Source organism: Cupriavidus sp. IK-TO18, assembly GCF_015549295.1.
Taxonomy (GTDB): Bacteria; Pseudomonadota; Gammaproteobacteria; order Burkholderiales; family Burkholderiaceae; genus Cupriavidus; species Cupriavidus oxalaticus_A.
In genome coordinates this window covers 131417-156029 of record NZ_JADGMP010000034.1, presented here as the reverse complement: position 1 = coordinate 156029, position 24613 = coordinate 131417, and the positions used below count along the sequence as shown (strand labels likewise).

The 24613-nt window shown below is 67.0% G+C and carries 19 protein-coding genes and 3 tRNA genes; 10 read left to right on the top strand and 12 right to left on the bottom strand.

Annotated elements, in window-relative coordinates; genetic code table 11:
* Window positions 1-35 precede the first annotated feature (35 nt).
* From IPF36_RS26920 to IPF36_RS26910, 3 genes are all read right to left on the bottom strand, one after another.
* Window positions 36-389: a hypothetical protein gene (locus IPF36_RS26920; protein WP_135705043.1), complete on the bottom strand. Its 354-nt coding sequence runs from the start codon at window positions 387-389 to the stop codon at window positions 36-38.
* A complete protein-coding gene (locus tag IPF36_RS35170) occupies window positions 386-727 on the bottom strand; it encodes a helix-turn-helix domain-containing protein (RefSeq protein WP_218959725.1) in 342 nt (113 codons plus the stop codon). The genes IPF36_RS26920 and IPF36_RS35170 overlap by 4 nt, the downstream gene beginning before the upstream one ends.
* A gap of 104 nt (window positions 728-831) precedes the next feature.
* Window positions 832-918, bottom strand: a tRNA-Leu gene (locus IPF36_RS26910).
* Window positions 919-1177: 259 nt separating this feature from the next.
* Between IPF36_RS26910 and IPF36_RS26905 the strand changes: the two genes are divergently transcribed.
* Window positions 1178-1549, top strand: a complete 372-nt coding sequence (locus IPF36_RS26905; RefSeq protein WP_135705044.1) for a VanZ family protein — start codon at window positions 1178-1180, stop codon at window positions 1547-1549.
* Window positions 1550-1580: 31 nt separating this feature from the next.
* On the opposite strand, the gene IPF36_RS26900 is transcribed toward IPF36_RS26905, so the two are convergent.
* Entirely contained in the window at window positions 1581-2438 is an 858-nt protein-coding gene (locus tag IPF36_RS26900; RefSeq protein ID WP_135705045.1) for a 23S rRNA (adenine(2030)-N(6))-methyltransferase RlmJ, read from the bottom strand.
* A 143-nt stretch (window positions 2439-2581) separates the two neighbouring features.
* Between IPF36_RS26900 and mnmC the strand changes: the two genes are divergently transcribed.
* The 8 genes from mnmC to IPF36_RS26860 all read left to right on the top strand — a co-directional run bounded on the left by mnmC (window position 2582) and on the right by IPF36_RS26860 (window position 13715).
* Window positions 2582-4555 carry a bifunctional tRNA (5-methylaminomethyl-2-thiouridine)(34)-methyltransferase MnmD/FAD-dependent 5-carboxymethylaminomethyl-2-thiouridine(34) oxidoreductase MnmC gene (gene mnmC / locus IPF36_RS26895; protein ID WP_135705046.1) on the top strand — a complete coding sequence of 658 codons (1974 nt, stop codon included), beginning with the start codon at window positions 2582-2584 and terminating at the stop codon, window positions 4553-4555.
* Window positions 4556-4765: 210 nt separating this feature from the next.
* A complete protein-coding gene (tig, locus tag IPF36_RS26890; RefSeq protein ID WP_135705047.1) occupies window positions 4766-6124 on the top strand; it encodes a trigger factor in 1359 nt (452 codons plus the stop codon).
* 120 nt (window positions 6125-6244) lie between these two features.
* Window positions 6245-6895, top strand: coding sequence for an ATP-dependent Clp endopeptidase proteolytic subunit ClpP (gene clpP / locus IPF36_RS26885; RefSeq protein WP_029049269.1), 651 nt, complete (start codon window positions 6245-6247; stop codon window positions 6893-6895).
* Between the two features lie 271 nt (window positions 6896-7166).
* Complete coding sequence (clpX, locus tag IPF36_RS26880) at window positions 7167-8444, top strand: ATP-dependent Clp protease ATP-binding subunit ClpX (protein ID WP_133096868.1); 1278 nt, start codon at window positions 7167-7169, stop codon at window positions 8442-8444.
* Between the two features lie 255 nt (window positions 8445-8699).
* Window positions 8700-11111 carry an endopeptidase La gene (gene lon, locus IPF36_RS26875; protein ID WP_133096923.1) on the top strand — a complete coding sequence of 804 codons (2412 nt, stop codon included), beginning with the start codon at window positions 8700-8702 and terminating at the stop codon, window positions 11109-11111.
* A gap of 181 nt (window positions 11112-11292) precedes the next feature.
* Window positions 11293-11368: transfer RNA gene (locus IPF36_RS26870), tRNA-Val, on the top strand.
* 50 nt (window positions 11369-11418) lie between these two features.
* Window positions 11419-11495 (top strand) — tRNA-Asp (locus tag IPF36_RS26865).
* 288 nt (window positions 11496-11783) lie between these two features.
* Window positions 11784-13715, top strand: coding sequence for a SurA N-terminal domain-containing protein (locus IPF36_RS26860; protein WP_195431418.1), 1932 nt, complete (start codon window positions 11784-11786; stop codon window positions 13713-13715).
* A gap of 118 nt (window positions 13716-13833) precedes the next feature.
* Here IPF36_RS26860 and IPF36_RS26855 read toward each other — a convergent pair whose 3' ends face one another.
* Window positions 13834-14430, bottom strand: a complete 597-nt coding sequence (locus tag IPF36_RS26855) for an arylesterase (protein ID WP_240745989.1) — start codon at window positions 14428-14430, stop codon at window positions 13834-13836.
* Window positions 14431-14509: 79 nt separating this feature from the next.
* Between IPF36_RS26855 and IPF36_RS26850 the strand changes: the two genes are divergently transcribed.
* Complete coding sequence (locus IPF36_RS26850) at window positions 14510-15208, top strand: ABC transporter ATP-binding protein (protein WP_195431413.1); 699 nt, start codon at window positions 14510-14512, stop codon at window positions 15206-15208.
* 4 nt (window positions 15209-15212) lie between these two features.
* Here IPF36_RS26850 and pgi read toward each other — a convergent pair whose 3' ends face one another.
* From pgi to IPF36_RS26815, 7 genes are all read right to left on the bottom strand, one after another.
* Window positions 15213-16856 (bottom strand): glucose-6-phosphate isomerase, encoded by a 1644-nt coding sequence (pgi, locus tag IPF36_RS26845; RefSeq protein WP_133096872.1) that lies wholly within the window; start codon window positions 16854-16856, stop codon window positions 15213-15215.
* 181 nt (window positions 16857-17037) lie between these two features.
* Entirely contained in the window at window positions 17038-18645 is a 1608-nt protein-coding gene (locus IPF36_RS26840; RefSeq protein WP_195431411.1) for an NAD(P)H-hydrate dehydratase, read from the bottom strand.
* A gap of 5 nt (window positions 18646-18650) precedes the next feature.
* Entirely contained in the window at window positions 18651-19946 is a 1296-nt protein-coding gene (locus IPF36_RS26835) for a D-amino acid dehydrogenase (protein WP_135705051.1), read from the bottom strand.
* 54 nt (window positions 19947-20000) lie between these two features.
* Window positions 20001-21311: a TRAP transporter large permease gene (locus IPF36_RS26830; RefSeq protein ID WP_133096875.1), complete on the bottom strand. Its 1311-nt coding sequence runs from the start codon at window positions 21309-21311 to the stop codon at window positions 20001-20003.
* On the bottom strand, window positions 21311-21862 hold the full coding sequence (locus IPF36_RS26825; protein ID WP_135705052.1) for a TRAP transporter small permease subunit: 552 nt from the start codon (window positions 21860-21862) through the stop codon (window positions 21311-21313). The genes IPF36_RS26830 and IPF36_RS26825 overlap by 1 nt, the downstream gene beginning before the upstream one ends.
* A gap of 83 nt (window positions 21863-21945) precedes the next feature.
* The gene (locus tag IPF36_RS26820; RefSeq protein WP_133096877.1) at window positions 21946-22911 is read right to left on the bottom strand and encodes a TRAP transporter substrate-binding protein; all 966 of its coding nucleotides are present in this window, start codon (window positions 22909-22911) and stop codon (window positions 21946-21948) included.
* Window positions 22912-23026: 115 nt separating this feature from the next.
* The gene (locus tag IPF36_RS26815; protein WP_195431409.1) at window positions 23027-24391 is read right to left on the bottom strand and encodes an amidase; all 1365 of its coding nucleotides are present in this window, start codon (window positions 24389-24391) and stop codon (window positions 23027-23029) included.
* Window positions 24392-24613 lie beyond the last annotated feature (222 nt).

Below are 24613 nucleotides of genomic sequence, written 5' to 3'. Positions count from 1 at the left end.
GCGGCGCGCCGGCATCATGCCTCAGGCCTGCGCGCCTAGTTGCAGATCGTGCCGGGAACCGGCTTGCCGGAGTTGGTCAGGCCCTGGCAAGCGTCGCCGGTGGACAGGCTGGTGTCGGAGGCCGAAGCCGGCGACAGCTTGAGCTTGCCTGCTACCGTGCAGCAGCCGCGCGGCGGTGGCGGCATCGGTGTGCGCTTGAGGGTCGGCGCCGGAACCGGGCTCGGCCCGCCGGCTTCGGCCGTTTCTTCGGCATCAGGGAATACGCACTGCCCTTGCTGGCAGATCCGCTCCCCTTTGCACTGCATGTCGTACTGGCATCCGGCAGCCTGGGCGAGCGATGACCAGCCAGCGGCCATCGACGCTGCCAACAGCAAGGCAGAAACTTTCATATGCCCTCCGATAGGGCTGAGGTGAAGACTGGAGCGGCAGGCGAAGTGCGCAACAGCGCTCCAACACCTTCAGCATAGATGGCGGGGAAGGGCTGCGAAAGCCGTTGGCACTCAGGTGTTCTACCACCTCGCCAGTCTTTTCCTGGCATCGGCAATACCGACACGATCGGCGCGACGAGACCACCCATGTCGACGAGGAAAAATTCCGCCTCACTGCAGGCGTACCCCTGCGCTCGCTGATACCTGTCGACGTAGCCGCGCGCCTCGAGCGTATGGACTGTCCGCTGAGCCGAACTGCTGGTCATGCCGGTCAGCGCTGCCAGTTGCGGCGGTGTCAGCGGCCGTCGAATGGCACGAGTGAATGCCGGCGCGGCGATCCGCGTTGCCTGAGAGGGTTCCGTGACGATTGGGGATGTGCTGGCGCCGCCACAGGAAGGGCGGATGGTGCGAGGGAGGGGACTCGAACCCCTACACCATTGCTGGCGTCAGGACCTAAACCTGGTGCGTCTACCAATTTCGCCACCCTCGCGGTCCTTGCGGCCCAGCCCGGACGGGCGGCCGCGATGCTCGTTGCCTGCGCAGACTCGAAAGCAAAAAAGGCGGCTGGAACTGCCCGCCTTTCATCGGTCCGCTGCTGCCGGCGCCTGCCGCGGCAGTTATGCGCCCGCAGCGCAACGAGGCTGCGGATTGTAGCGCAAGGCGCGGGGGGAATCCAGCCCTGCCGGCCAGCGATATATATTGTCGGCATTGCCAACGCGTGCCGCATGGGGCGGCGCGCTCCTCGTCCCATGCTCCCTGGTCAGACTTCCTCCCTCAAGGCGCCGCCATGGCGCCTGCTGTTCTGGGCTTGCGCCGCCGCCGTGCTGGCGCTGTCGCTGATGCCGCCGTCCCAGCCGCTGCCGACAACGGGCTGGGACAAGAGCAATCACCTGCTGGCCTTCGGTGTGCTGGCGCTGCTGGGGCGCCGCGCGTTTGCCGGCCACGGGCTGTCCTTGCTGCTGGTGCTGGTCGTCTATGGCGGCGTCATCGAGCTGCTGCAGGGCATGACCGCCTACCGCGAGGCCGACTGGCTCGACCTGGTGGCGGACGCCTGTGGGGTGCTGGCGGGCCTGGCGCTTGACTGGCTGTGGCGCGGCCGTGGCCGGCGCTGGCCGCGCTAGTTCGCGCGGCGGCGCCTGTCGGTCTGCCGCTCTACCGCTCTTCGGCTTCCAGCGTGAACTTCGCCCCGCCGTCCTGGCCGAGCAGGTCGACCAGCAGCGGCATCGCCTCCTGCAGCATCTCCTTCAGCCGCCACGGCGGGTTGACGATGAACATGCCGCTGCCGTGCAAGCCGAGGCCGCCTTCGACCGGGTTCCTGACGGTCAGCGTCACGTGCAGCCAGCTCTTCAGCGGCAGCGCCTTCAGTTGCACCGGCAGCTGCAGCGATTCGCGCCGCTGCACCTGCGGGTACCAGACCGCGTAGACGCCCGTGGCGAAGCGCTCCAGGCCGTCGCGCACGGTCTGCACGGTGCGGGCATAGTCCTGCTTGTCTTCGTAGGACGGGTCCACCAGCACCAGCGCGCGCCGCGGCGGCGGGGGCAGGATCGCCTTGATGCCGCCGAAGCCGTCGCCGTCGTACAGCATCACGCGGCGGCCGGCGCCGCGGAAGTTATCGCGCAGCACCTGGATCTCGGTGCTGTGCAGTTCGAACAGGCGCAGCCGGTCCTGCTCGCGCAGCATCTGCCAGGCGAGCCATGGCGAACCGGGATAGTGGCGCAGTGTGCCGTCCTGGTTCAGCGCCCGTACCTGGTCCAGGTACTCGTCCAGCAGCGGCGGCAGCGCGGTGCCGCTGGCGGCGGCCTGCCACAGGGGCGCAATGCCGGTCTCGAACTCGGCCTTCTTCTGCGCCCACTCGTGCTCGAGCGCATAAAGACCGGCGCCGGCGTGGGTGTCGATGTACCAGAACGCCTTGTCCTTCTGCGTCAGATGCTCGAGCAACTGCACGACGATGGCATGTTTGAGGACATCGGCATGGTTGCCGGCATGGAAGGCGTGACGATAGCTGAGCATGGCGAAGCGGGCGCCGCTGAGGCGCAAGATCGGGAGCAGGGCGGCGTGGCCACTGCGGGGAAGGCCGCTATGCTACCATCCGCGGCGAGTCGCCCCCTTCCCATGTCCGGCACCTCCGCCCGGGCCCCAAGTATCCGTATCCCATGCCGCGCGCACTCGAGCCCGCCGAGCCCATCCTGTCTGCCGAGGGCACCCCGTATTCACCCCGCTACGACGACGTCTACCACAGCACCGAAGGCGGGCTGGCGCAGGCCGCCCATGTCTTCCTGGGCGGCAACGGCCTGCCGCAGGCGTGGGCCGGGCAGCGCCAGTTCGTCATCGTCGAGACCGGCTTCGGCCAGGGGCTGAATTTCCTGGCGACCTGGCAGGCGTGGCGCGACGATCCCCGGCGCTGCGGCACGCTGCATTTCGTCTCGATCGAGAAGCATCCCTTCACGCGCGAGGGCCTGTCCCGGCTGCATGCCGGCCTGCAAAGGCTGGAACCGCTGGCGCAGGCGCTGCAGGCGCAATGGCCCGACGCCTTGCCGGGCCTGCACCGGCTTGCCTTCGACGGCGGGCAGGTGGTGCTGACGATTGCGCTTGGCGACGCCGGGCAGTTGCTGCCCAGGCTGTCGGTGGGCGCCGACGCCTTCTACCTCGACGGCTTTTCCCCGGCGCGCAATGCGGACATGTGGTCGCCGCCGGTGTTCCGCGGGCTGGCGCGGCTGGCCCGGCCGGGCGCGACGCTGGCCACCTACACCGCCGCCGGGTTTGTCCGGCGCGGGCTGAAGGAGGTCGGGTTCGAGGCCAGCAAGGCGCCAGGCTTCGGTGGCAAGCGCGACATGACGGTCGCGCGCTTCCGCCCGCTGTGGAAGTCGCGCCGCCATGCGCCTCCGCTGGCGGCGCAATGGCCCGACCGGCATGCCATCGTGATCGGTGCCGGCCTGGCCGGCTGCGCCGTGACCGAGCGCCTGGCCGCGCGCGGCTGGCGCATTACGCTGTTCGATGCCCATGACGGCCCGGCGCGGCAGACCTCGGCGCATCGCGCGGCGGCCATGCATGCCCACGTGTCTGCCGACGACAGCCTGCTGTCGCGCCTTTCGCGCGCCGGCAACCAGTACGCGCTGCGAGCCTGGGCGGCGCTGGGCGAAGCCGGTTACGCGGTCGACTGGCACGGCTGCGGCGTGCTGCAGATCGGCGAGGACGAAGCCGAGGGCGAGGCCCAGCGCGCCGCGCTCGCGGCCATGGGACTGCCGGAATCGTTCGTGCGCTGGATGAGTGCCGAAGAGGCGGCGTCCGCCCACCGGGCCGGCGTGCCGCGAGGGGGGCTGTGGTTCCCGGCCGGCGGCTGGGTTGCGCCGCCCGATGTCTGCAAGGCGCAGCTGGCGCGTGCGGGCGATGCCGTCGCCGCGCGCTTCGGTTGCCGCGTGGCGCGCATCGCGCGCGACGACGACCGGTGGCACGCGCTGGCTGCCGACGGCGCCGTGCTGGCGTCGGCGCCGGTGCTGGTGCTGGCCAATGCGCACGAGGCGCAGCACCTGCTGCCGCAGCAGCACTGGACCATGCGGCGCGTGCGCGGCCAGCTCTCCACGCTGCCGGCCGCGCAAGTCGATGCGATCGGCGGCTGGCCGGACTGCGTGGTCACGGGCGCGGGCTACCTGCTGCCGCGTGCCGCCGACGGCACGGGCCGCGTCGGCTCCAGCTACGACCCCGACGAAGGGCCACTGGTCGATCATCCGGACGTGCATGCCGCCAACCTCGTGCGCCTGGCGGGCCTGTTGCCGCGGCAGGCCGGCGCGGTGGCCGGCATCGACCCCGCCGCGCTCACCGGCTATGTCGGCGTGCGCACGGTCACGCACAACCGGCTGCCGCTGATCGGGCAGGTCGCCGACGAAGCGGCGGCACGTGCGCACGCGGGTGCCTTGCGCGGCGCGCACCTGCGCGACCTGCCGCGAATCCCCGGCCTGTACGCGGCCCTTGCCTATGCGTCGCGCGGCCTCACATGGTCCGCACTGGGGGCCGAGCTGCTGGCCAGCCAGATCGAAGGCGAGCCGCTGCCGCTCGAGGCCGACCTGGCCGATGCCATCGATCCGGCACGCCTGCTGCTGCGCGCGCTGCGCCACGGCCAGGTGAGCTAGGGGCGAGGGTGCCGGAAAGCGGTTCCCGGCCCGCTTCAGGGCAAAAACGCCGGAAGCGAATCAAAACCGTGCGATAATCCCCGTTTTCCGTTTGCGCGGAGCCCTCCGTGCGCCGTCGCGCCGCGGCGGCCCCAGGCAGTGCTGCATATGGCGCAGCGCAAACGGTAGCGCCAACGAACACAACTACATTTCTGGATTGGATCTACGACCATGTCGAACGTGATTGAGAACCTCGGCAAGCTGGACCGCAAGGTGACCCTGGCCATCCCCAAGGCCGAAGTGGAGAAGGAAAAGCAGGAGCGCCTGGTTCGCCTGTCGAAGACCGTGAAGATGTCGGGCTTCCGTCCGGGCAAGGTGCCGATGAAGATGGTCGAGAAGCAGTACGGCCAGCAAGTCGAGTTCGAAGTGCGCTTCGACAAGGCCGCGCGCAAGTTCTTCGACATCACCAAGGAACAGGACGTCAAGGTTGCCGGCCAGCCCAAGTTCGAGGTCAAGACCGAAGGCGTGGGCGCTGACGAAGTCGCGTTCGATGCCACCTTCGAGGTGTACCCGGAAGTGAAGATCGGCGACCTGTCGGCCGCCGAAGTCACCCGCACCGGCACCGAGATCACCGACGCCGAAGTCGACAAGACCGTCGACATCCTGCGCAAGCAGCGCGTGCACTACCACACCCGCGGCGAAGCCGGCGAGCATGGCGACGGCGGTGCCGACGTCACCGCCCAGAACGGCGACCGCGTGACGCTGGACTTCGTCGGCAAGATCGACGGTGAAGAGTTCGCCGGCGGCAAGGCCGAGGACTTCCCGTTCGTGCTGGGCGAAGGCCGCATGCTGCCCGAGTTCGAGCAGGCCACGCTGGGCCTGAAGGTCGGCGAGAGCAAGACCTTCCCGCTGGCGTTCCCGGAGGACTACCACGGCAAGGAAGTGGCCGGCAAGACCGCCGAGTTCACCGTGACGCTGAAGAAGATCGAGTGGGCCCACTTGCCGGAAGTCAACGAAGCCTTCGCCAAGTCGCTGGGCATCGCCGACGGCAGCGTCGAGAAGATGCGCGCCGACATCCGCGAGAACCTGGAGCGTGAAGTCAAGCGCCGTACGCATTCGATGCTGAAGGACCAGGTCATGGAAGCGCTGCTGAAGGCGAGCGAGCTGGACGTGCCCAAGGCCCTGATCGAGCAGGACCAGGAGCGCCTGGTCGAGATGGCCCGCCGCGACCTGGAACAGCGTGGCATGCCCAATGCCAAGGACATGCCGATCCCGGCCGAGATGTTCGCGCAGCAGGCAGAGCGCCGCGTCAAGCTGGGCCTGATCCTGGCCGAGATCGTCAAGGCCAACGGCCTGGAAGCCAAGGCCGACCAGATCAAGGCCGAGATCGAGGACTTCGCCAAGAGCTACGAAGACCCGAAGGAAGTGATGCGCTGGTACTACGGCGACCAGCAACGCCTGGCTGAAATGGAAGCCTACGTGCTCGAAAACAACGTGGTAAATTTCGTGTGCGACAAGGCCAAGGTCACCGACAAGAAGGTGTCCTTCGAGGAACTCACCGCCGAAGGCAACCAGCAGCAAGCTGCCTGAGGTCGGGGATAACCCGCAAGCCCGCTTTCTTCCGCGCCCCGGCGCGGAGGCAAGCGAAAGCGGGCCAGTGTCCCGAGTGACTGATCGCCTTGCGATCCGATGAATCCATGGAGAACCTGCATGACCCGCAATGATTTGCTTGACCGTCTCGCCACCACGCAGGCTTCGGCACTGGAAACCCAGGGCCTGGGGCTGGTGCCGATGGTCGTCGAGCAGTCCGGCCGGGGCGAGCGCGCCTATGACATCTATTCGCGCCTGCTGAAGGAGCGTGTGGTGTTCATGGTGGGCGAGGTCAACGACCAGACCGCCAACCTGGTGGTGGCACAGCTGCTGTTCCTGGAGAGCGAGAACCCCGACAAGGACGTGTCGCTCTACATCAACTCGCCGGGCGGTTCCGTCTCGGCGGGGCTGGCGATCTACGACACCATGCAGTTCATCAAGCCGGACGTGTCCACGCTGTGCATGGGCATGGCGGCGAGCATGGGCGCCTTCCTGCTGGCGGCCGGCGCCAAGGGCAAGCGTTTCGCGCTGCCCAACTCGCGCATCATGATCCACCAGCCGCTGGGCGGCGCGCGCGGCCAGGCCTCGGATATCGAGATCCAGGCGCGCGAGATCCTGTACCTGCGCGAGCGGCTGAACAGCATCCTGTCGGAAGTGACCGGCCAGCCGGTCGAGAAGATTGCACGCGATACCGATCGCGACAACTTCATGAGCGGCGACCAGGCGGTGGACTACGGCCTGGTGGACAAGGTCATCGCCCGCCGCGGCTGATGCCACGGGCCGCCGGCGGCGCAATCCGCAACGGCGGCTATGCCAGCCTGCCGGGAAACCCGCATTGCGCGGAACGTCCTGGCGCGGCAGCATTGCCCAAATGGCGAAGGCTACACCGGAACGAGGCCTTGTGCCTCGTTTTTTGCTTTTGCCCCACAGCTGGGGGAGAGCGCCGGTGAGGCCAATTGTTTTGGCGTATGATGCGTTTAAAGCGTATTGCCGGGGAGCCTTTCGCCCCGCGATGTGCGCAATGCAAAAGTGACTGATTCCTATGGCGGACAAAAAAGGTTCATCCAGCGAAAAGCTTCTCTACTGCTCCTTCTGCGGCAAGAGCCAGCATGAGGTCAAGAAGCTGATCGCGGGCCCCTCGGTGTTCATTTGCGACGAATGCATCGACCTGTGCAACGAGATCATTCGTGACGAAGCCACCGCAACCGAGAAAGACGCCGCCGCGGCCGCGCGCTCGGACCTGCCCACGCCCCACGAAATCCGCGAAAGCCTGGACCAGTATGTGATCGGCCAGGAACAGGCCAAGAAGATCCTGGCGGTCGCGGTCTACAACCACTACAAGCGCCTGAAGCACCTCGGCAAGAAGGACGACGTCGAGCTGTCCAAGAGCAACATCCTGCTGATCGGGCCGACCGGCTCCGGCAAGACGCTGCTCGCGCAGACGCTGGCGCGCCTGCTCAACGTGCCGTTCGTGATCGCTGACGCGACCACGCTGACCGAAGCCGGCTACGTGGGCGAGGACGTCGAGAACATCATCCAGAAGCTGCTGCAGAACTGCAACTACGAAGTCGAGAAGGCGCAGCGCGGCATCGTCTACATCGATGAGATCGACAAGATCTCGCGCAAGTCCGACAACCCGTCGATCACGCGCGACGTGTCGGGCGAGGGCGTGCAGCAGGCGCTGCTGAAGCTGATCGAGGGCACGATGGCCTCGGTGCCGCCGCAGGGTGGCCGCAAGCATCCGAACCAGGACTTCCTGCAGGTCGACACGACCAACATCCTGTTTATCTGCGGCGGCGCGTTCGACGGCCTGGAAAAGGTCATCATGCAGCGCTCGGACAAGACCGGGATCGGCTTTGCCGCGCAGGTCAAGAGCAAGGAAGAGCGCGACGTCAGCGAAGTCCTGCCGCAGACCGAGCCGGAAGACCTGATCAAGTTCGGCCTGATCCCCGAGCTGATCGGCCGCCTGCCGGTGGTCGCCACGCTGTCCAAGCTGGACGAGGCCGCGCTGGTGCAGATCCTGGTCGAGCCCAAGAACGCGCTGGTCAAGCAATACCAGAAGCTGCTGGCGATGGAAGGCGTCGAGCTGGAAATCCGCCCGGGCGCGCTGACCGCGATCGCGCGCAAGGCGATCCGCCGCAAGACCGGCGCCCGCGGCCTGCGTTCGATCCTGGAGCAATCGCTGATGGACGTCATGTATGACCTGCCGAATTACAAGGGCGTGCAAAAGGTGGTGATCGATGAAAATACGATTACCGGGGATGCGCCGCCGCTGCTGATGTACGAAGAGCAGCAGCCGAAAGTGGCAGGCTCCAACTGACGCGAGGGCTGCCAACGGTGGTAAGTGTTTGGAACCACACCGGCAGCCAGGCGAGAAAGCCGTTCGCGTAGAAGCGAGCGGCTTTTTTTGTTTATTTCCACCGACGAGAAGGAGGAAACGCGGGTATGCTGTTTCAGAGGGGCCTGCAAGTGCAGGGAGCGGCATCTCCCTGCCTTGGTGAATCGATTGGCATGTATCTTGTAATCGAATCAGGCGGCCCAATTTACGCCTTAAATGACTGACTTGGGGAAAATGATGTCCGGAACACAACTCCTCCCGGCCGAGCCGATTCGCCTCCCGTTGTTGCCGCTGCGCGACGTGGTGGTGTTTCCGCACATGGTGATCCCGCTGTTCGTGGGACGCCCGAAGTCCATCAAGGCGCTTGAGACTGCGATGGAGGCGGGCAAGAGCATCATGCTCGTAGCCCAGAAGACGGCGGCCAAGGACGAGCCGACCGCCGACGACCTGTATGAGGTCGGCTGCATCGCGAATATCCTGCAAATGCTGAAGCTGCCCGACGGTACCGTGAAGGTGCTGGTCGAAGGCACGCAGCGTGCCAATATCCGCGAGGTGAGCGAGGACGAATCGCACTTCATGTGCGAAGCCGTGCCCGTGCCGCCCGCACCTGGCGAAAGCGCCGAGACCGAGGCCCTGCGCCGCGCGATCGTGTCGCAGTTCGACCAGTACGTGAAGCTCAACAAGAAGATTCCGCCGGAGATCCTGACCTCGCTGTCGGGCATCGACGAGGCAGGGCGCCTGGCTGACACCATCGCCGCGCACCTGCCGATCAAGCTCGAGCAGAAGCAGAAGATCCTGGAGATGGTCAATGTGACCGAGCGCCTGGAAAGCCTGCTGTCGCAACTCGAGGGCGAGATCGACATCCTGCAGGTTGAAAAGCGCATCCGTGGCCGCGTCAAGCGCCAGATGGAGAAGAGCCAGCGCGAGTACTACCTGAACGAGCAGGTCAAGGCCATCCAGAAGGAACTGGGCGAGGGCGAAGAAGGCGCCGACCTGGAAGAGCTCGACAAGCGCATCAAGGCTGCGCGCATGCCGAAGGAAGCCAAGAAGAAGGCCGACGCCGAATTCAAGAAGCTCAAGCTGATGTCGCCGATGTCGGCCGAAGCCACCGTCGTGCGCAACTACATCGACACGCTGGTGAACCTGCCGTGGCGCAAGAAGAGCAAGGTCAACAACGACCTGGCCAACGCCGAGCGCGTGCTGGATGAAGACCACTACGGCCTGGAGAAGGTCAAGGAACGCATTCTCGAGTACCTCGCGGTGCAACAGCGCGTGGACAAGGTGAAGGCGCCGATCCTGTGCCTGGTCGGGCCTCCCGGCGTGGGCAAGACCTCGCTCGGCCAGTCGGTGGCGCGCGCGACGAACCGCAAGTTCGTGCGCATGGCACTGGGTGGCGTGCGTGACGAGGCCGAGATCCGCGGCCACCGCCGTACCTACATCGGTTCGATGCCGGGCAAGATCCTGCAGAGCCTGTCCAAGGTCGGCGTGCGCAATCCGCTCTTCCTGCTCGATGAAATCGACAAGATGGGCATGGACTTCCGCGGCGATCCGTCGTCGGCGCTGCTCGAGGTGCTGGACCCGGAACAGAACCACACGTTCCAGGACCACTACATCGAGGTGGACTTCGACCTGTCCGACGTGATGTTCGTGGCGACGTCGAACTCGCTGAACATCCCGCCGCCGCTGCTCGACCGGATGGAAGTGATCCGCCTGTCGGGTTACACGGAGGAAGAAAAGCTCAACATCGCCACGCGTTACCTGCTGCCGAAGCAGATCAAGAACAATGGTCTGAAGGTTGGCGAGATCGAGGTGACCGATGCTGCGATCCGCGACATCATCCGCTACTACACGCGCGAAGCTGGTGTCCGTTCGCTTGAGCGCGAGGTGTCCAAGATCGCCCGCAAGGCGGTCAAGCTCCTGCTGCTGAAGAAGGAGTCCGGCACGATCAAGGTCGATTCGGAGAACCTCGACAAGTTCCTCGGCGTGCGCAAGTACGACTTCGGCCTGGCCGGCAAGGAAAACCAGGTCGGCCAGGTGACCGGTCTGGCGTGGACGGAAGTGGGTGGCGACCTGCTGACCATCGAAGCCGCGATCATGCCGGGCAAGGGCAACATCACCCGCACCGGTTCGCTGGGCGACGTCATGAAGGAATCGGTCGAGGCCGCGCGTTCGGTGGTGCGTTCGCGGGCACGCCGCCTGGGTATCACGGATGAGATGTTCGAGAAGCGCGACATCCACATCCACGTACCCGAAGGCGCCACGCCCAAGGACGGCCCGTCGGCAGGCGGTGCCATGACCACGGCGCTGGTGTCGGTGCTGACCGGCATCCCGGTGCGCGCGGATGTCGCCATGACCGGCGAGATCACGCTGCGCGGCGAGGTGCTGCCGATCGGTGGCCTCAAGGAGAAGCTGCTGGCGGCCCACCGTGGCGGCATCAAGCTGGTTCTGATCCCGGAGGAAAACGTCAAGGATCTGGCCGAGATCCCCGACAACGTGAAGAACGCCATCGAGATCGTGCCTGTGCGCTGGATCGACAAGGTGCTGGAACTGGCGCTCGAGCGCAAGCCCGAGCCGTTGCCGGAAGAAGATGCCAAGCCCGCTGACGTGGCGGACAAGGCCACGGCCAAGGTGGAGCGTCTGCACCACTGATTGGCTGCGTGAAATGAACGCCGCGGGGCAGCGATGCCCGGCGGCGTTTTTTTATGCGCACGGCCTTGGCAAACTGAAATCTCCTGTATTACACTTGCGCCCTCGCAACGCAAACCACGGCAGCTGCCGCGAGGTGCGAAGCGAAAGCAACCTGCAGGCAGCTTGCCTGCGATGGTCGAACGGGTGCTTAGCTCAGCTGGTAGAGCGGCGCCCTTACAAGGCGTAGGTCGGGGGTTCGAGCCCCTCAGCACCCACCACGTTCCCCATCGCAAGTGCGGTACATATGCGGCAGGAAGCAACCGACAAAGGAGTGGTAGTTCAGTCGGTTAGAATACCGGCCTGTCACGCCGGGGGTCGCGGGTTCGAGTCCCGTCCACTCCGCCAGTTTTATGAAACGCCCGCTTTAGCGGGCGTTTTTCATTTTTGCGGAGTAGAGGAAGCCGCCTGCGCGGCTTCCGGCGGGAGTCGAAGGGCTGCGCTTGCAAGCGCAGCCGCGGCCCGCGGGACGTGGGCGAGTCCCGTCCACTCCGCCAGTTTTATGAAGCGCCCGCTTTCGCGGGCGTTTTTCCTTTCTGCGCCATGTTTCGCGCCCTCCACAAAAGGTCCGCCCCCACCGGCTCCTGCTAGAATCGCGAAGTTTGTCTTTCGTGCCAATCCACTACCCGAATCCGCATGCTTGATTTCGTACGCAACAACCGGCGCCTGATGCTCTTGCTGCTGCTGGTGCTTGTTTTCCCGTCGTTCGTGTTCTTCGGCGTGGAGAGCTACTCGCGCTTCATGGACAGCTCGCACGATGCGGCCAAGGTCGAGGGCCGGGCCATCAGCGTGCAGGAAGTCGACAACGTCGTGCGTGACCAGAGCGAGCGTGCGCGCCAGATCCTCGGCAACAACTACGATCCGCGCCAGTTCGAAGGCCCGGAGGCGCGCAAGGCGGTACTGGACCAGCTGATCCTGCAGCGCGTCATGGCCAATACCGTGGCGCGCGAGCACCTGACCGTGTCGGATGCCAAGCTGCTCGAGGAAATCAGCAACCTGCCGGCGATCGCGCAGCTGCCGCGCAAGGCGGACGGCAAGATCGACGACAAGGCCTATCTGCAGCTGCTGCAGTCGCAGGGCATGACGCCCGAGCAGTTCGATGCCCGCATGCGCTTCGAGTTGGCGACGCAGCAACTGGGCGCCTCGGTGGCCGCCACGGCATTCATGCCCAAGTCGCTGCTCGAGCGCCTGATCGCCGTGCGCGACCAGCAGCGCGATGTGCAGGCACTGGTGTTCAAGCCGGCCAGCTACACCGCCAAGGTGCAGCCCGATGCCGCCGCGCTGAAGGCTTACTATGACAGCCACCAGTCGGCGTTCTCGGTGCCGGAGCAGGCCAAGGTCGAATATCTGGTGCTGTCGGGCGAAGCCCTTGCTGCCGCGCAGGCGGTCACGCCGGAAGAGCTGAAGTCCTACTACGAAAGCAATATCGCGCGCTTCCGTACCGATGAGCAGCGCCGTGCCAGCCATATCCTGATCGTCGCGCCGAAGGATGCACCGGCTGGCGAACGCCAGGCCGCCAAGGACAAGGCGACCAAGCTGCTGGAAGAGCTGCGCAAGCATCCCGAGACCTTTGCCGATGTGGCGAAGAAGCGGTCGCAGGATCCGGGCTCGGCCGAGAAGGGCGGCGACCTCGGCTTCATGGGCCGGGGCGCGCTGGTCAAGCCGTTCGAGGAGGCGATGTACGCGCTCAAGGATGGCCAGATCAGCGACGTGGTCGAGACCGACTACGGTTTCCACATCATCAAGCTGACCGGCATCAAGGCGTCGGAAACCAGGCCGCTTGAAGCCGTGCGCACCGAACTGGAAGCCGAGCTGCGCAAACAGCTGGCCGACAAGAAGTTCGCCGAGCAGGCCGACGCCTTCGGCAACATGGTGTACGAACAGGCTGACAGCCTGAAGCCGGCCGCCGACAAATTCAAGCTGACGATCCAGACCGCCGACAACGTGACGCGCAAGCCGAACCCGGCCCAGGGCGCGCAGAACCCGCTCAACAACGAAAAGGTGCTGAAGGCACTGTTCAGCGAAGAGTCGGTCCAGAAGAAGCGCAATACCGAAGCCGTCCAGGTCGCGCCGAATACGCTGGTCGCGGCCCGCATCGTCGACTATCGCCCGGCCACCGTGCGCAAGTTCGAGGAAGTGGAAGCCAAGGTGCGCGAAGGCTATATCGCCCAGCAGGCTGCGGAACTGGCCCGCAAGGATGGCGAGGCGCGCCTCGAGGCGCTGAAGAAGGCCGACAGCGCCGACGGCTTCGGCGCGGTGCAGACCGTGTCGCGCGCCAAGGCCGATGGCGTGCCGCCGAAGGCGGTCGAGGCAGTGATGCGGGCCGATGCCACCAAGCTGCCCGCGGTAGTTGGCGTTGACCTGGGCGCCGATGGCTATGCCGTCTATCGCATCTCCAAGGTCAGCCAGCCGGCGCAAGCCAACCCGGCGCAACGCCAGGCCGAAGCGCAGCAACTGTCGCAACTCGCCGGCCAGGCTGACCTGCAGGCCTTCTATGAAAGCCTGAAGGCGCGCTCCAAGGTCAAGCTGTTGACGCCGGCGGACAAGCAGGCGCAGAACGCCGAGTAAGGCTGGTAAGGCTGGCACGCGCCACGCCGCGCGCCGCAAGCAAAAAACCCCTGCCATGGAGGCAGGGGTTTTTTGTTGCTGGAAGCTTCGCCGTGATCGTCTCTTATCTCTTAATCGTCTACCTGTCAGCGTTACGCTTGAGCATCGGCTTGAGCTGCGGCCACACCGTCTCCAGCAGTGCCGGCTGCGCCTCGGCGGTGGGGTGGATGCGGTCCGGCTGGAACCAATCCTGCCTGGCCATCACCTTGTCGAGGAAGAACGGCACCAGCCGCACCTTGTATTCGCCGGCCAGCTTCGGATACAGCGAGAAGAACTTTTCGGTGTAGTCCTGGCCATAGTTGGGCGGGATGCGCATGCCGACCAGCAGCACCCCGGCGCCGGCCTTCTGCGCGCTGCTGACGATCTGGCGCAGGTTGGACTCCGTGGTCTGCAGCGGCAGGCCGCGCAGGGCGTCGTTGGCACCCAGCTCCACCACCACGATGGCCGGCTTGTGCCGCGACAACAGGTCCGGCAAGCGAGTCTTGCCGCCGATGGTGGTCTCGCCGCTGATGCTGGCATTGACGACGTTATAATCGAAGCGCTCTTGCCTGAGCCGGTCTTGCAGCAGGGTGACCCAGCCGGTGCCGCGCGTGATGCCGTATTCGGCGGACAGGCTGTCGCCCAGCACCAGCAACGCAGGCGCTGCGGCCTGTGCGGGCTGCATCCCGCCCAACATCGTCAGCGTCGCCGCGGCTGCCAGCAGCAGCCTGCGCCTTTTGTGCCGGATTTCTCCGATCACTCGGATCACTTTATCCATGTCCCCTTCCATTCTTGCCGTCGAGTCCCTTGGAAAGACCGTAGCCGACACGACAGGTTCGCTGACGATTTTGCACGAGGTGTCGTTTTCCGTCACGCCGGGTGAAACGCTGGCCATCGTGGGCGCGTCCGGCTCGGGCAAGTCGACGCTGCTGGGACTGCTGGCCGGGCTGGACCTGCCCAGCGCGGGCACGGTGCGCCTGCATGGGCAGGACCTGTATGCACTGGACGAGGACCAGCGCGCAGCGCTGCGCGGCCGGCATGTCGGCTTTGTGTTCCAGTCGTTCCAGCTGGTGGGGCACCTGACCGCGCTGGAAAACGTGATGCTGCCGCTGGAATTGCGCGGTGAAACGTCGCAGGTGCGCGAGCGCGCGGTGGACATGCTGCAACGCGTCGGCCTGGGAGCGCGCCTGAGCCACTATCCGCGCACGTTGTCGGGCGGCGAGCAGCAGCGCGTGGCGCTGGCACGCGCGTTCGTCGCGCGTCCCGACATCCTGTTTGCCGACGAACCCACCGGCAGCCTCGACACGGCCACCGGCGAGGCGGTGATCGCGCTGATGTTCGCGCTCAACCGCGACGCCGGCTCGACGCTGGTGCTGGTCACGCATGACCGCTCGGTGGCGGCACGCTGTGGGCGCATCCTGACCATCGACGCCGGCCGTGTGGCCAGCGACGAATGGATGGGCGCTGAGGTCTGACGCGCTAGCTGGCGGCGCCTGCCTTCAGGACCGCGCGGGCGCGCTCGATCAGCGCCGCGGTCGAGGCGTCGTGCTGGCCGGTGCCGGCGCCGGTGAGCTCGGCTTCGATCGGCCGCGCGAGGATCTTGCCCAGTTCCACGCCCCACTGGTCGAACGAATTGATCTTCCACACCACGCCCTGCACGAAGGTGCGATGCTCATAGAGCGCGATCAGCGCGCCCAGCACGTGCGGCGTCAGGTCCTCCATCAGCAAGGTATTGCTGGGCCGGTTGCCATCGAACACCATATGGGCGATGCGAACTTCGTCGTTCAGCCCCGCGGCGCGCAGCTCGTCGGCGCTGCGGCCGCGCATCAGCGCCTCGGCCTGCGCAAAGCAGTTGGCGAGCAGCTTGGCGTGATGGCCCGGCAGCCGGCGCGGCGGCACCAGCGGCGCGACGAAATCCACCGGCACCACTTGCGAGCCCTGGTGAATCTGCTGGAAGTAGGCATGCTGGCCGTTGGTGCCGGCCGTGCCCCACACCACCGGCGAGGTATGCGTGCGCACGCGCTGCCCGTCGAGCTGCACCGACTTGCCGTTGCTCTCCATCTCCAGCTGCTGCAGGAATGCGGGGAACAGTTCGAGCGAAGTCGAGTAGGGCGCCATGCAGCTGGTCGGCAGGTGCCAGAAATTGCGGTACCAGATGCCCAGCATGCCGAGGATCACCGGCATGTTGCGCTCCAGCGGCGCGGTGCGGAAGTGCTCGTCCATGGCGTGGCCGCCGGCGAGCAGGTCGGCAAAGGCGTTGAAGCCCACCGCCAGCGTGATCGACAGGCCGACCGACGACCACAGCGAGAAGCGCCCGCCGATCCAGTCCCAGAACTCGAACATGTTGGCGGGATCGATGCCGAACTCGCGCACCGCGTCGGTATTGGTCGAGACCGCGACGAAATGCTTGGCCAGGTCGTTCTCGGCCACCCCGCTGGCGATGAACCAGGCACGCGCGCTGCGCGCATTGGCCATGGTTTCCAGCGTGGTGAAGGTCTTGGAACAGACGATCACCAGCGTACGTTGCGGGTCGAGGCGCACCAGCGTTTCGGCGAGGTCGGTGCCGTCGACATTGGAGACGAAGTGCATGCGCGGGCCGTCGTGGCCATCAGCGTCGGACAGGTGCGACAGCGCGCGGCATACCATGCGCGGCCCGAGGTCGGAGCCGCCGATGCCGATGTTGATCACGTCGGTGATGCGTTCGCCCGTGGCGCCTTTCCATGCGCCGCTGCGCACGCGCTCGGAGAAGTCGCGCATGCGCACCAACACCTGCTGGATGGCCGGCATGACGCGCTCGCCGTCGACCTTGTAGCCATCACCGGCCGTGGCGCGCAGCGCCACATGCAGCGCCGCGCGGTCCTCGGTGGTGTTGATATGCTCGCCGGCAAACATCGCGTCGCGCCGCTGCGGCACACCGGATTCGGCTGCCAGTTGCACCAGCAGCCGCATGGTCTCGGGCGTGATGCGGTTCTTCGAATAGTCGAGATAGAGGCCGGCGGCTTCCAGCGAAAACTGCGCGACGCGCTGCTTGCCATCGGCATCGAACCACTCGCGCATCTGTGCATCGCGAATCGTGTCATGGTGCCGAAGCAGGGCGTTCCAGGCGTGAAGGTCAGTGGGCATGCAGGACAATTCAGGTTGCAGGGGCGCGAGCCGAGTCGCAGACAGGAAGTATAGCGTCAGCAATGTGACCATCCGTGCAGGTCGCCACGCCATATCGTTACCACTTGCAACATAGCATCCGGCGTGCCAGCCAGCTATCGGACGTTGTCTGACGGCCGCGTCGTGACCGGCGCACCGGACGTCACGCGCCGCTCTCCGTGAGCAACCGGTTGAATACGGCGCGCGCGGGCAGGTACAGTTCGCTGGCGGTCACGCCGGCCGGTCCGGTGCCTTGCGTGACGAGGTCGTCCGCCGCCTGGCCGTGGATCCATACCGCCGCCTGCGCGGCCGGCAGCGGCGGCATGCCCTGCGCCAGCAATGCGCCGATCATGCCGGCCAGCACGTCGCCGGTGCCGGCGCTGGCCAGCGCCGCGTTGCCGGTCGGGTTCAGTGTGGCGGGACTGCCGTCCGGCGCTGCGATCACCGATCCCGAGCCCTTCAGCACGACCACCGCCTGCCATTGCCTGGCCAGCGCGGTGGCCGCCGCGATGCGGTCGCGCTGCACGTCCGTCACCGAGGTGCCCATCAGGCGCGCCGCTTCAAGCGGGTGCGGCGTCATCACGCAGGGTGCGCGGGCGGCGGCCAGCGCGCCGGCATGGGCGGGATCGGCAGCGAGCAGGTTGAGCGCATCCGCGTCGAGCACCGTCGGCACCGGCGTCGTGGCTAGTGCCTGCAGCAGCCGCGCGAAGTGTCGCTGCGCCGTGGCGTCGGTGCCAAGCCCGGGGCCGATCACTAGTGCCGACATTGCGCCCGGCGCCAGGCCGTCCAGCGCATGCAGCATCAGTTCCGGATGCACCGGGTCGAGCAGCGGCGCCGGCTGCGCCAGAAAGCCGATATGGACCTTGCCCGCGCCCAGGAACTGCGCGGCACGGGCACCGAGCAAGGGCGCGCCCGTCATGCCGTGGTTGCCGCCGATCACCGCCAGCGAGCCATGCGTGCCCTTGTTGCCGGCATGGTGCCGTCGCGGCAGCGCTGCGCCGAACAGCGCCGTGCCGTTGGCCATTGCATGCGGCGGTTCCGCGGGAGGATAGTCGAGGCCGATCGGCGCGATGTCGACGGCGCCGGCACAATCGCGGCCATCCAGCGTCAGCAGGCCGGGCTTGGCGGCAATGAAGGTCAGCGTGCGGCGGGCGCGGATCGCCGGTGCGCCCGCACCGGTATCGGCGAACAGCCCGCTGGGAATGTCGAGCGCGAATACCGGCAGCCCGCTGCGGTTAACCTGCTCGATCCACCACGCCATGGCGCCGCTGGCCGCGCGGTTCAGCCCGATGCCGAGCAGGCCGTCGACGATGGCGGCGGCCTGTGGCGGCCACTCCGGTGCGGGATCCGATGCGGATGCCGGCATCTCCCCGGCTTCTCGGATCGGCACGCCGGCCGCCTGCGCCTGCTGCCACGCGATCGCCGCATCGGCCGGCAGCCGGGCCGGGTTCGCCGCGATCCATACCTGCACCGTGCGGCCCGCGCCGTGCAGCAGCGTCGCGGCCACCAGTGCGTCGCCACCGTTGTTGCCCGGCCCGGCAAGAAATAACAATGGACCCGCCGGCGCATGCCGCGCCAGCCAGTCCGCGGCGGCAGCGCCGGCGCGCGACATCAGCGTGAACGAAGGCAGTCGTGCGAATGCGGCATTCTCGATGCGGCGGATGGCGGCGACGTCGTACAGCGGCACAGCCAAGGGCGAGGCGGCGTCGAGCTCGAACCAGCCGTCGCCCTGGTCTTGCGGCGCGGCGGTGGAAGTGGCAGGGTGGCTCATGGTGGCTATCCGGCGGGGCCAAGGCCATAGCGGTCCGGCAGCAGTCCCTCCATGTCGATGTCGGGCCCGCGTGCCGCGCCGGCGCTGGCGGCGATCTGGTCAGCCGCAATCTTGCCTGATCCGCAGCTCATCGCCCAGCCCGTCGAGCCGTGGCCGAGGTTAAGGAACAGGCCGGGCACGGCGGTGGGGCCGATCAGCGGCGGTCCGTCCGGCAGCATCGGGCGCGCACCGGCCCATTGCGTGGCTTCCTGGTAGTTGCCCGCCACCGGGAACCAGTCGCGCGCTACCTTGACCAGTGTGCGCAGCGCGGCGGGGCGCAGGTCGAGCCGGCGCGAACCCAGCTCGGCCGTGCCGGCGACGCGCATGCGGTTGCCCAGCCGCGTGATCGCGATCTTGTACGACTCGTCCATCAGCGCGCCCAGCGGCGCCTGCAGTTCGTCGCGCACCAGCAGCGTGATCGAGTATCCCTTGACCGGATACAGCGGCACGCGCAGGCCCAGCGGCCGCAGCAGCGGGACACTGTCGACCCCGGCGGCGACCAGCACGCGGTCGGCGGCCAGCACCAGCGCGCTCTCGCTCTTGCCGTGCGCGAGTTCGACCTGCAGCTTGCCACGCTGGTCTGGCCGGATGCGCGCTACCTGAGCTTCGAAGCGAAATGCGACCCCCGCCGCCTCGGCATGCCGGTGCAGCGCGCGCACGAACATCGGGCAGTTGCCGGACTCATCCTCGGGCAGGTGCAGGCCGCCGGCCAGCGGCGTATCGGCCGCCAGGCCGGGTTCGATGCGCCGGCATTCCTGCGCGCTGACCAGCCGGTGCGGCACATTGTTCTCGCGCAGCAGCGCCACCGCGGGGCCTGCCACGTCCAGGTCGCGCGCGGTGCGGAACAGCTGCAGGTAGCCTTGCGACTGCTCGTAGTCGATCTCCAGTTCACTGCGCAGCCGGTGCAGGCAGGCGCGGCTGTAGAACGCCAGCCGCTGCATGCGCAGCTTGTTGGCACGGTAGCGTTCCAGATCGCATTCGCGCAGCCAGCGCGCGATCCAGCGCCACATCGCCGGGTCCGCCGACGGGCGGAACACCACCGGCGCCTCGCGCGCGAACAGCGTGCGCAGCACCTTGCCCGGCATGCCCGGCGCCGCCCACGGCGTGACATAGCCCGGCGCGATCATGCCGGCATTGCCGAAGCTGGTTTCCTGCGCGGGCGCGGCGCGCCGCTCCAGCACGGTCACGTCGAAACCGGCCTGGCGCAGGTACCACGCGGAACAGACGCCGATTACGCCGGCGCCGATGACAATCACATGCATGCGGTCAGCGGCCTCCGCCCAGCGCAGCGGCGCACGAGCGGCGCCGGGCCCATGCTATTTGACCTCCTGCTGCATGACCAGGTCAGGCAGCCACGTCACCACCTGCGGCCAGATCGTGATGATGCCGATGGCGACCACCATCATCATGAAGAACGGCAGCGAGACCCGGGCGATATAGTTGCTGTCCTTGCCGGTCATGCTCTGCAGCACGAACAGGTTGAACCCCACCGGCGGCGTCACCTCGGCGATCTCCACCAGCAGCACGATGAAGATGCCGAACCAGACCAGGTCGAACCCGGCCGCCTGCACCATCGGCAGCACCGTGGCAGTCGTCAGCGCGATCATCGAGATGCCGTCCAGCGCGGTGCCGAGCACGATGTAGATCACCGTCAGCACCGCGATCAGCGCCCACGGCGACAGTTGCAGCGCCGCCACCCACTCGGCCAGTGCGCGCGGGATGCCGGTAAAGCTCATCGTCACCGACAGGAACGAGGTGGCGCCGAGCACGAACATGATCATCGCGGTCAGCCGCGTCGCCGACATCAGGCTGTCCCAGAACGCCGCGCGCGTCAGCGAGCCGCCCGCCCACGCCAGCCCCAGCGACGCCACCACGCCGTAAGCCGCCGCTTCGGTCGCGGTGGCATAACCGGTGACCATCACCCACGCGATAAAGGCGATCAGCACGATGCACGGCAGCAGCTGACGGATCGACGCCAGCCGCGCGTGCCAGTCGAAGCGGTCTGGCGCCGGGGTCTTGTCCGGGTTGGCCAGCGCCCAGACAACGATATAGCCGGAGAACAGCAGCATCAGCATCAGCCCGGGGATAAAGCCGGCCAGGAACACGCGGATGATCGACACGTCCGCCGACACCGCATACACCACCATCGTGATCGACGGCGGGATCAGGATGCCCAGCGTGCCCGCGCAAGACAGCGAGCCGAGCGTGGTGCGCTCGTCATAGCCGCGCCGCGTCAGCTCCGGCAACGCGGACTTGGCGATGGTGGCGCACGTCGCCGCAGACGATCCCGACACCGAGCCGAAGATGCCGCAACCCAGGATGTTAACGTGCATCAGCCGCCCTGGCAGCCAGTTCAACCACGGCGAAAGCCCGGTGAACATCTGCTCCGACAGCTTGGTGCGGAACAGGATCTCGCCCATCCAGACAAAGAGCGGCAGCGAGGCCAGCGTGTACGACGCACTCGACGACCACCACGCGTTGGCCAGGCTCACCAGCGCCTCGCGGTCGGAGAAGACCACCAGCCCGATCCACGACGTGACCGCGATGGCCACCGGGATCCACGCGCCGATCGCCAGGAAGACGATCAGCACCAGCAGCAGGACCAATGCAACCAGGACTGTGCTCATCAGACCGTCTCCCCGAAATCGCCGGCGGCGAGCCTGGCTTCCTGCGCGAGCCGGTAGCGCGGCTTCTGCCGGCGCAGCACGCGCAGCCATTCGTCGGCCACCGCCAGCAGGAAGCCGATGATGCCCACCACCGCGAAGCTCTGCGGAATCCACAGCGGGATCACGATCTGTCCCTGCGAGACATCGCCGATGTCCCAGCTTTGCCAGGCGAAGGTGCCGAGTGCCCATGCCGCGTAGGCGGCAAACGCCAGGCAGACGGTCAGCGAGACCACCTCCAGCACCCAGCGCAGGCGTGGGCCGACGGCTTCGAGCAGCATTTCCACGCGCACGATGCCGCCGTGCTGGAAAGTCTGGCCCAGGACGAGAAAGGCCGAGGCCGCGCACAGCCACGCGACGATATCGTCGCCGCCCTTGAAGATCACCGCGGTCTCGCGCGACAGCGACATCAGGATCATGATCACGCAGACGGCGAAAATGCAGAGCGCGCCGAGCGCGGCGAACAGGTCGAGCAGACGGTCGAGCCAGCGCTTGGGGAGTGGGGTAGTCGGCATGATGGCAGCGTCAGGAAGGAAGGAATTCCCGCCATGCCAGCCTGCGCGGCCTGGCGGGAAGGCTGCGGTACGGGCTTGCTTGCTTACTTGCGATAAGCGTTGAGGATGGCCTTCCCGTCATCGCCCGCGGTCTTGGCCCAGTCGTCCACCATGGTCTGGCCGACCTTCTGCATGTCGGCCTTGAGCTGCGGCGAGGGCGCCTGCACCGTCATGCCGTTCTTCGACAAGGTGGCCAGGTACTCCCTGGTCTTCTGCTCCGAGACCTGCCAGCCGCGCTTCTCGGCGTCGGCGACGGCCTTGAGCAGCGCGTCCTGCGTGGGCTTGTCCAGCGCCGCGAAGGCCTTCTTGCTGACCACCAGCATGTTCTTGGGCAGCCACGCATCCACGGTGTAGAAGTACTTCACGCTTTCCCACACCTTGGTGTCGACCCCTGTCGCCCCCGACGACATGAACGAATTGACCGTGCCGGTGGCCAGCGCCTGCGCCAGGTCGGCCGCCTGGATCGTCACCGGCTGCGCGCTGACCAGTTCGGCGATGCGCGAGGTGGCCGGGTTGTAGGCCCGCCACTTCAGTCCCTTCATGTCGGCGGCCGAGTTGATCGGCTTGTTGGCGTAGATGCCCTGGGGCGGCCATGCCACCGCATAGAGCAGCTTGATGCCCTGCTTGTCGAGCACCTTCTCTGTGACCGGGCGCGAGGCCTGCCACAGCCTGTAGGCATCGCCATAACTGGTGGCCAGGAATGGCACCGAATCCACGCCGAACACCGGATTCTCGTTGGCCAGCAGCGACATCAGGATCTCGCCCATCTGCACCTGGCCGGTCTGCACGCCGCGCTTGATCTCGTTGGCCTTGAGCAGCGAGCCATTGGGATGCAGCACGATCTTGAGCTTGCCGCCGGTCGCCTTGTCGACGTCGTTGGCCATCTGCTGCAGGTTTTCCGTATGCAGGTTGCTCGCCGGGTAGCCGGTGGGCAGGTCCCACTTGATATCCGCCTGTACCGTCATGGCGGCCAGCGCCAGGCCAGCCGCAACGATTGCCTTGACTCGCATCTCGATCTCTCCTGGTGTGCGCTCGGGGGCGCGGTTGTACAGCTTGTCTGCGTACTACCTGGTGCCTTGCGCGGCGGGCCGCGGTCGGCGCAAGATCAACAGCGCGGCGGCGGTCTCAGTCGTCGCGCGAAGACGGTTGCACGATCCGTTCCAATGCAAGCGCCGTGCCCAGCAGTCCGGCATCGCGCATCGGGCCGTGCGACAGCATCAGCCCGACCGGCAGTTCGTCCGGCGCATGGCAGGGCATCGAGATCGAGCAGCCGTCGAAGAAGTTGAAGGCCGAGGTATTGCGCAACAGCAGGGCATTGACGCGGAAGAACTGCGCGTCATCGGTGCGCAGCGGGGCGATCTCGGGCGCAACCATCGGCACGGTCGGGCACACCACGGCGTCGAAGCGGGCCAGGCGCGCTTCCATGCGGGCGATCCAGTCGAGGCGGGCGCGGCCCAGGTCGATATAGTCGGCGGCGCTGACCGTTGCGCCGCGGTCGATGCGCGACGCCACGCGCGGGTCGTACAGCTCGCGCTTGCCGGCCAGTACATGGCGGTGGATGGCATAGGCCTCGGGCGCGCTGAAGCCGCCCTGTGCGTTCAGGGCGGCGAGCTCGCCAAGCTCGGGCAGGTCGACGTGTTCCAGCTGCACGCCGGCGGCCGACAGCCGGCCGAGTGCGCGGTCGAAGGCGCGGGCCACGACGGGGTCGAGGTCGTCCAGCAGGTACTGGCGCGGAATTGCCAGCCGCGTCGCCGTCGGGCTGGTGACACGCGGCAGCACCGCCTGGTCGGCGATCACGGCATCGACCGCGACGCAGTCGCCGACCGTGCGCGCCATGGCGCACGCGGTGTCGAGCGTATACGACAACGGGAAGGCGCCGGTCAGCGGCACGCGCCGGGCAGTCGGCTTGAAACCGGTGATGCCGCACAGCGCGGCCGGGATGCGGATCGAGCCGCCGGTATCGCTGCCGAGCGCGGCGACCGCCAGCCCGAGCGCCACCGACACTGCCGCGCCCGACGACGACCCGCCGGGAATGCGCGGCGTGCCGGGCTCGCTGGCCGGGTTGGCCGGCGTGCCGTAGTGGGGATTGATGCCGACGCCGGAGAAGGCGAACTCCGTCATATTGGTGCGGCCGACGAGGGCGGCGCCCGCCTGGCGCAGGCGCGCCACCACGGTCGCGTCCGCCGTCGCCGGGGCGGCATCGCGGCGCACGACCGAGGCTGCGCGCGTGACTTCTCCGGCGATGTCATAGAGGTCTTTCACCGAGACCGGCAGGCCGGCCAGCGGGTGCAGCGTCTTGCCGGCACCGCTGGCGGCATCGGCGGCGCGGGCAACCTGGGCGGCAGCCTCGAACGTGCTGTGCAGGAACACCGCCTCGGCGGCGGGCCCGGCTGCCGCGGCGGCGGCCTGCTCGAGGATCGCCGCGCGGCTGGTGGCGCCCTCGCGCAGGCGGGTGTTCAGGGTATCGAGATCGGGAAGCATGGATGGCATGGGCGCGGGGTTGCGGTACCGGGGGTGGTGACCATGCTCATAATTCGGGAATCAAGTGTCAAGCTAAAAATGCCGAATGGCGCGCATAAGCGCCGCCTGCCGTGCATGGCAGGCGAGATTCGGCCCGGTGTCGGCCCGGCGGTCGCACATGCCGCATGGGCGATAAATTGCGTAAAGTGATGCATAAGCATTATCACGAATCCGTGTAGCACGGAGCCGTCG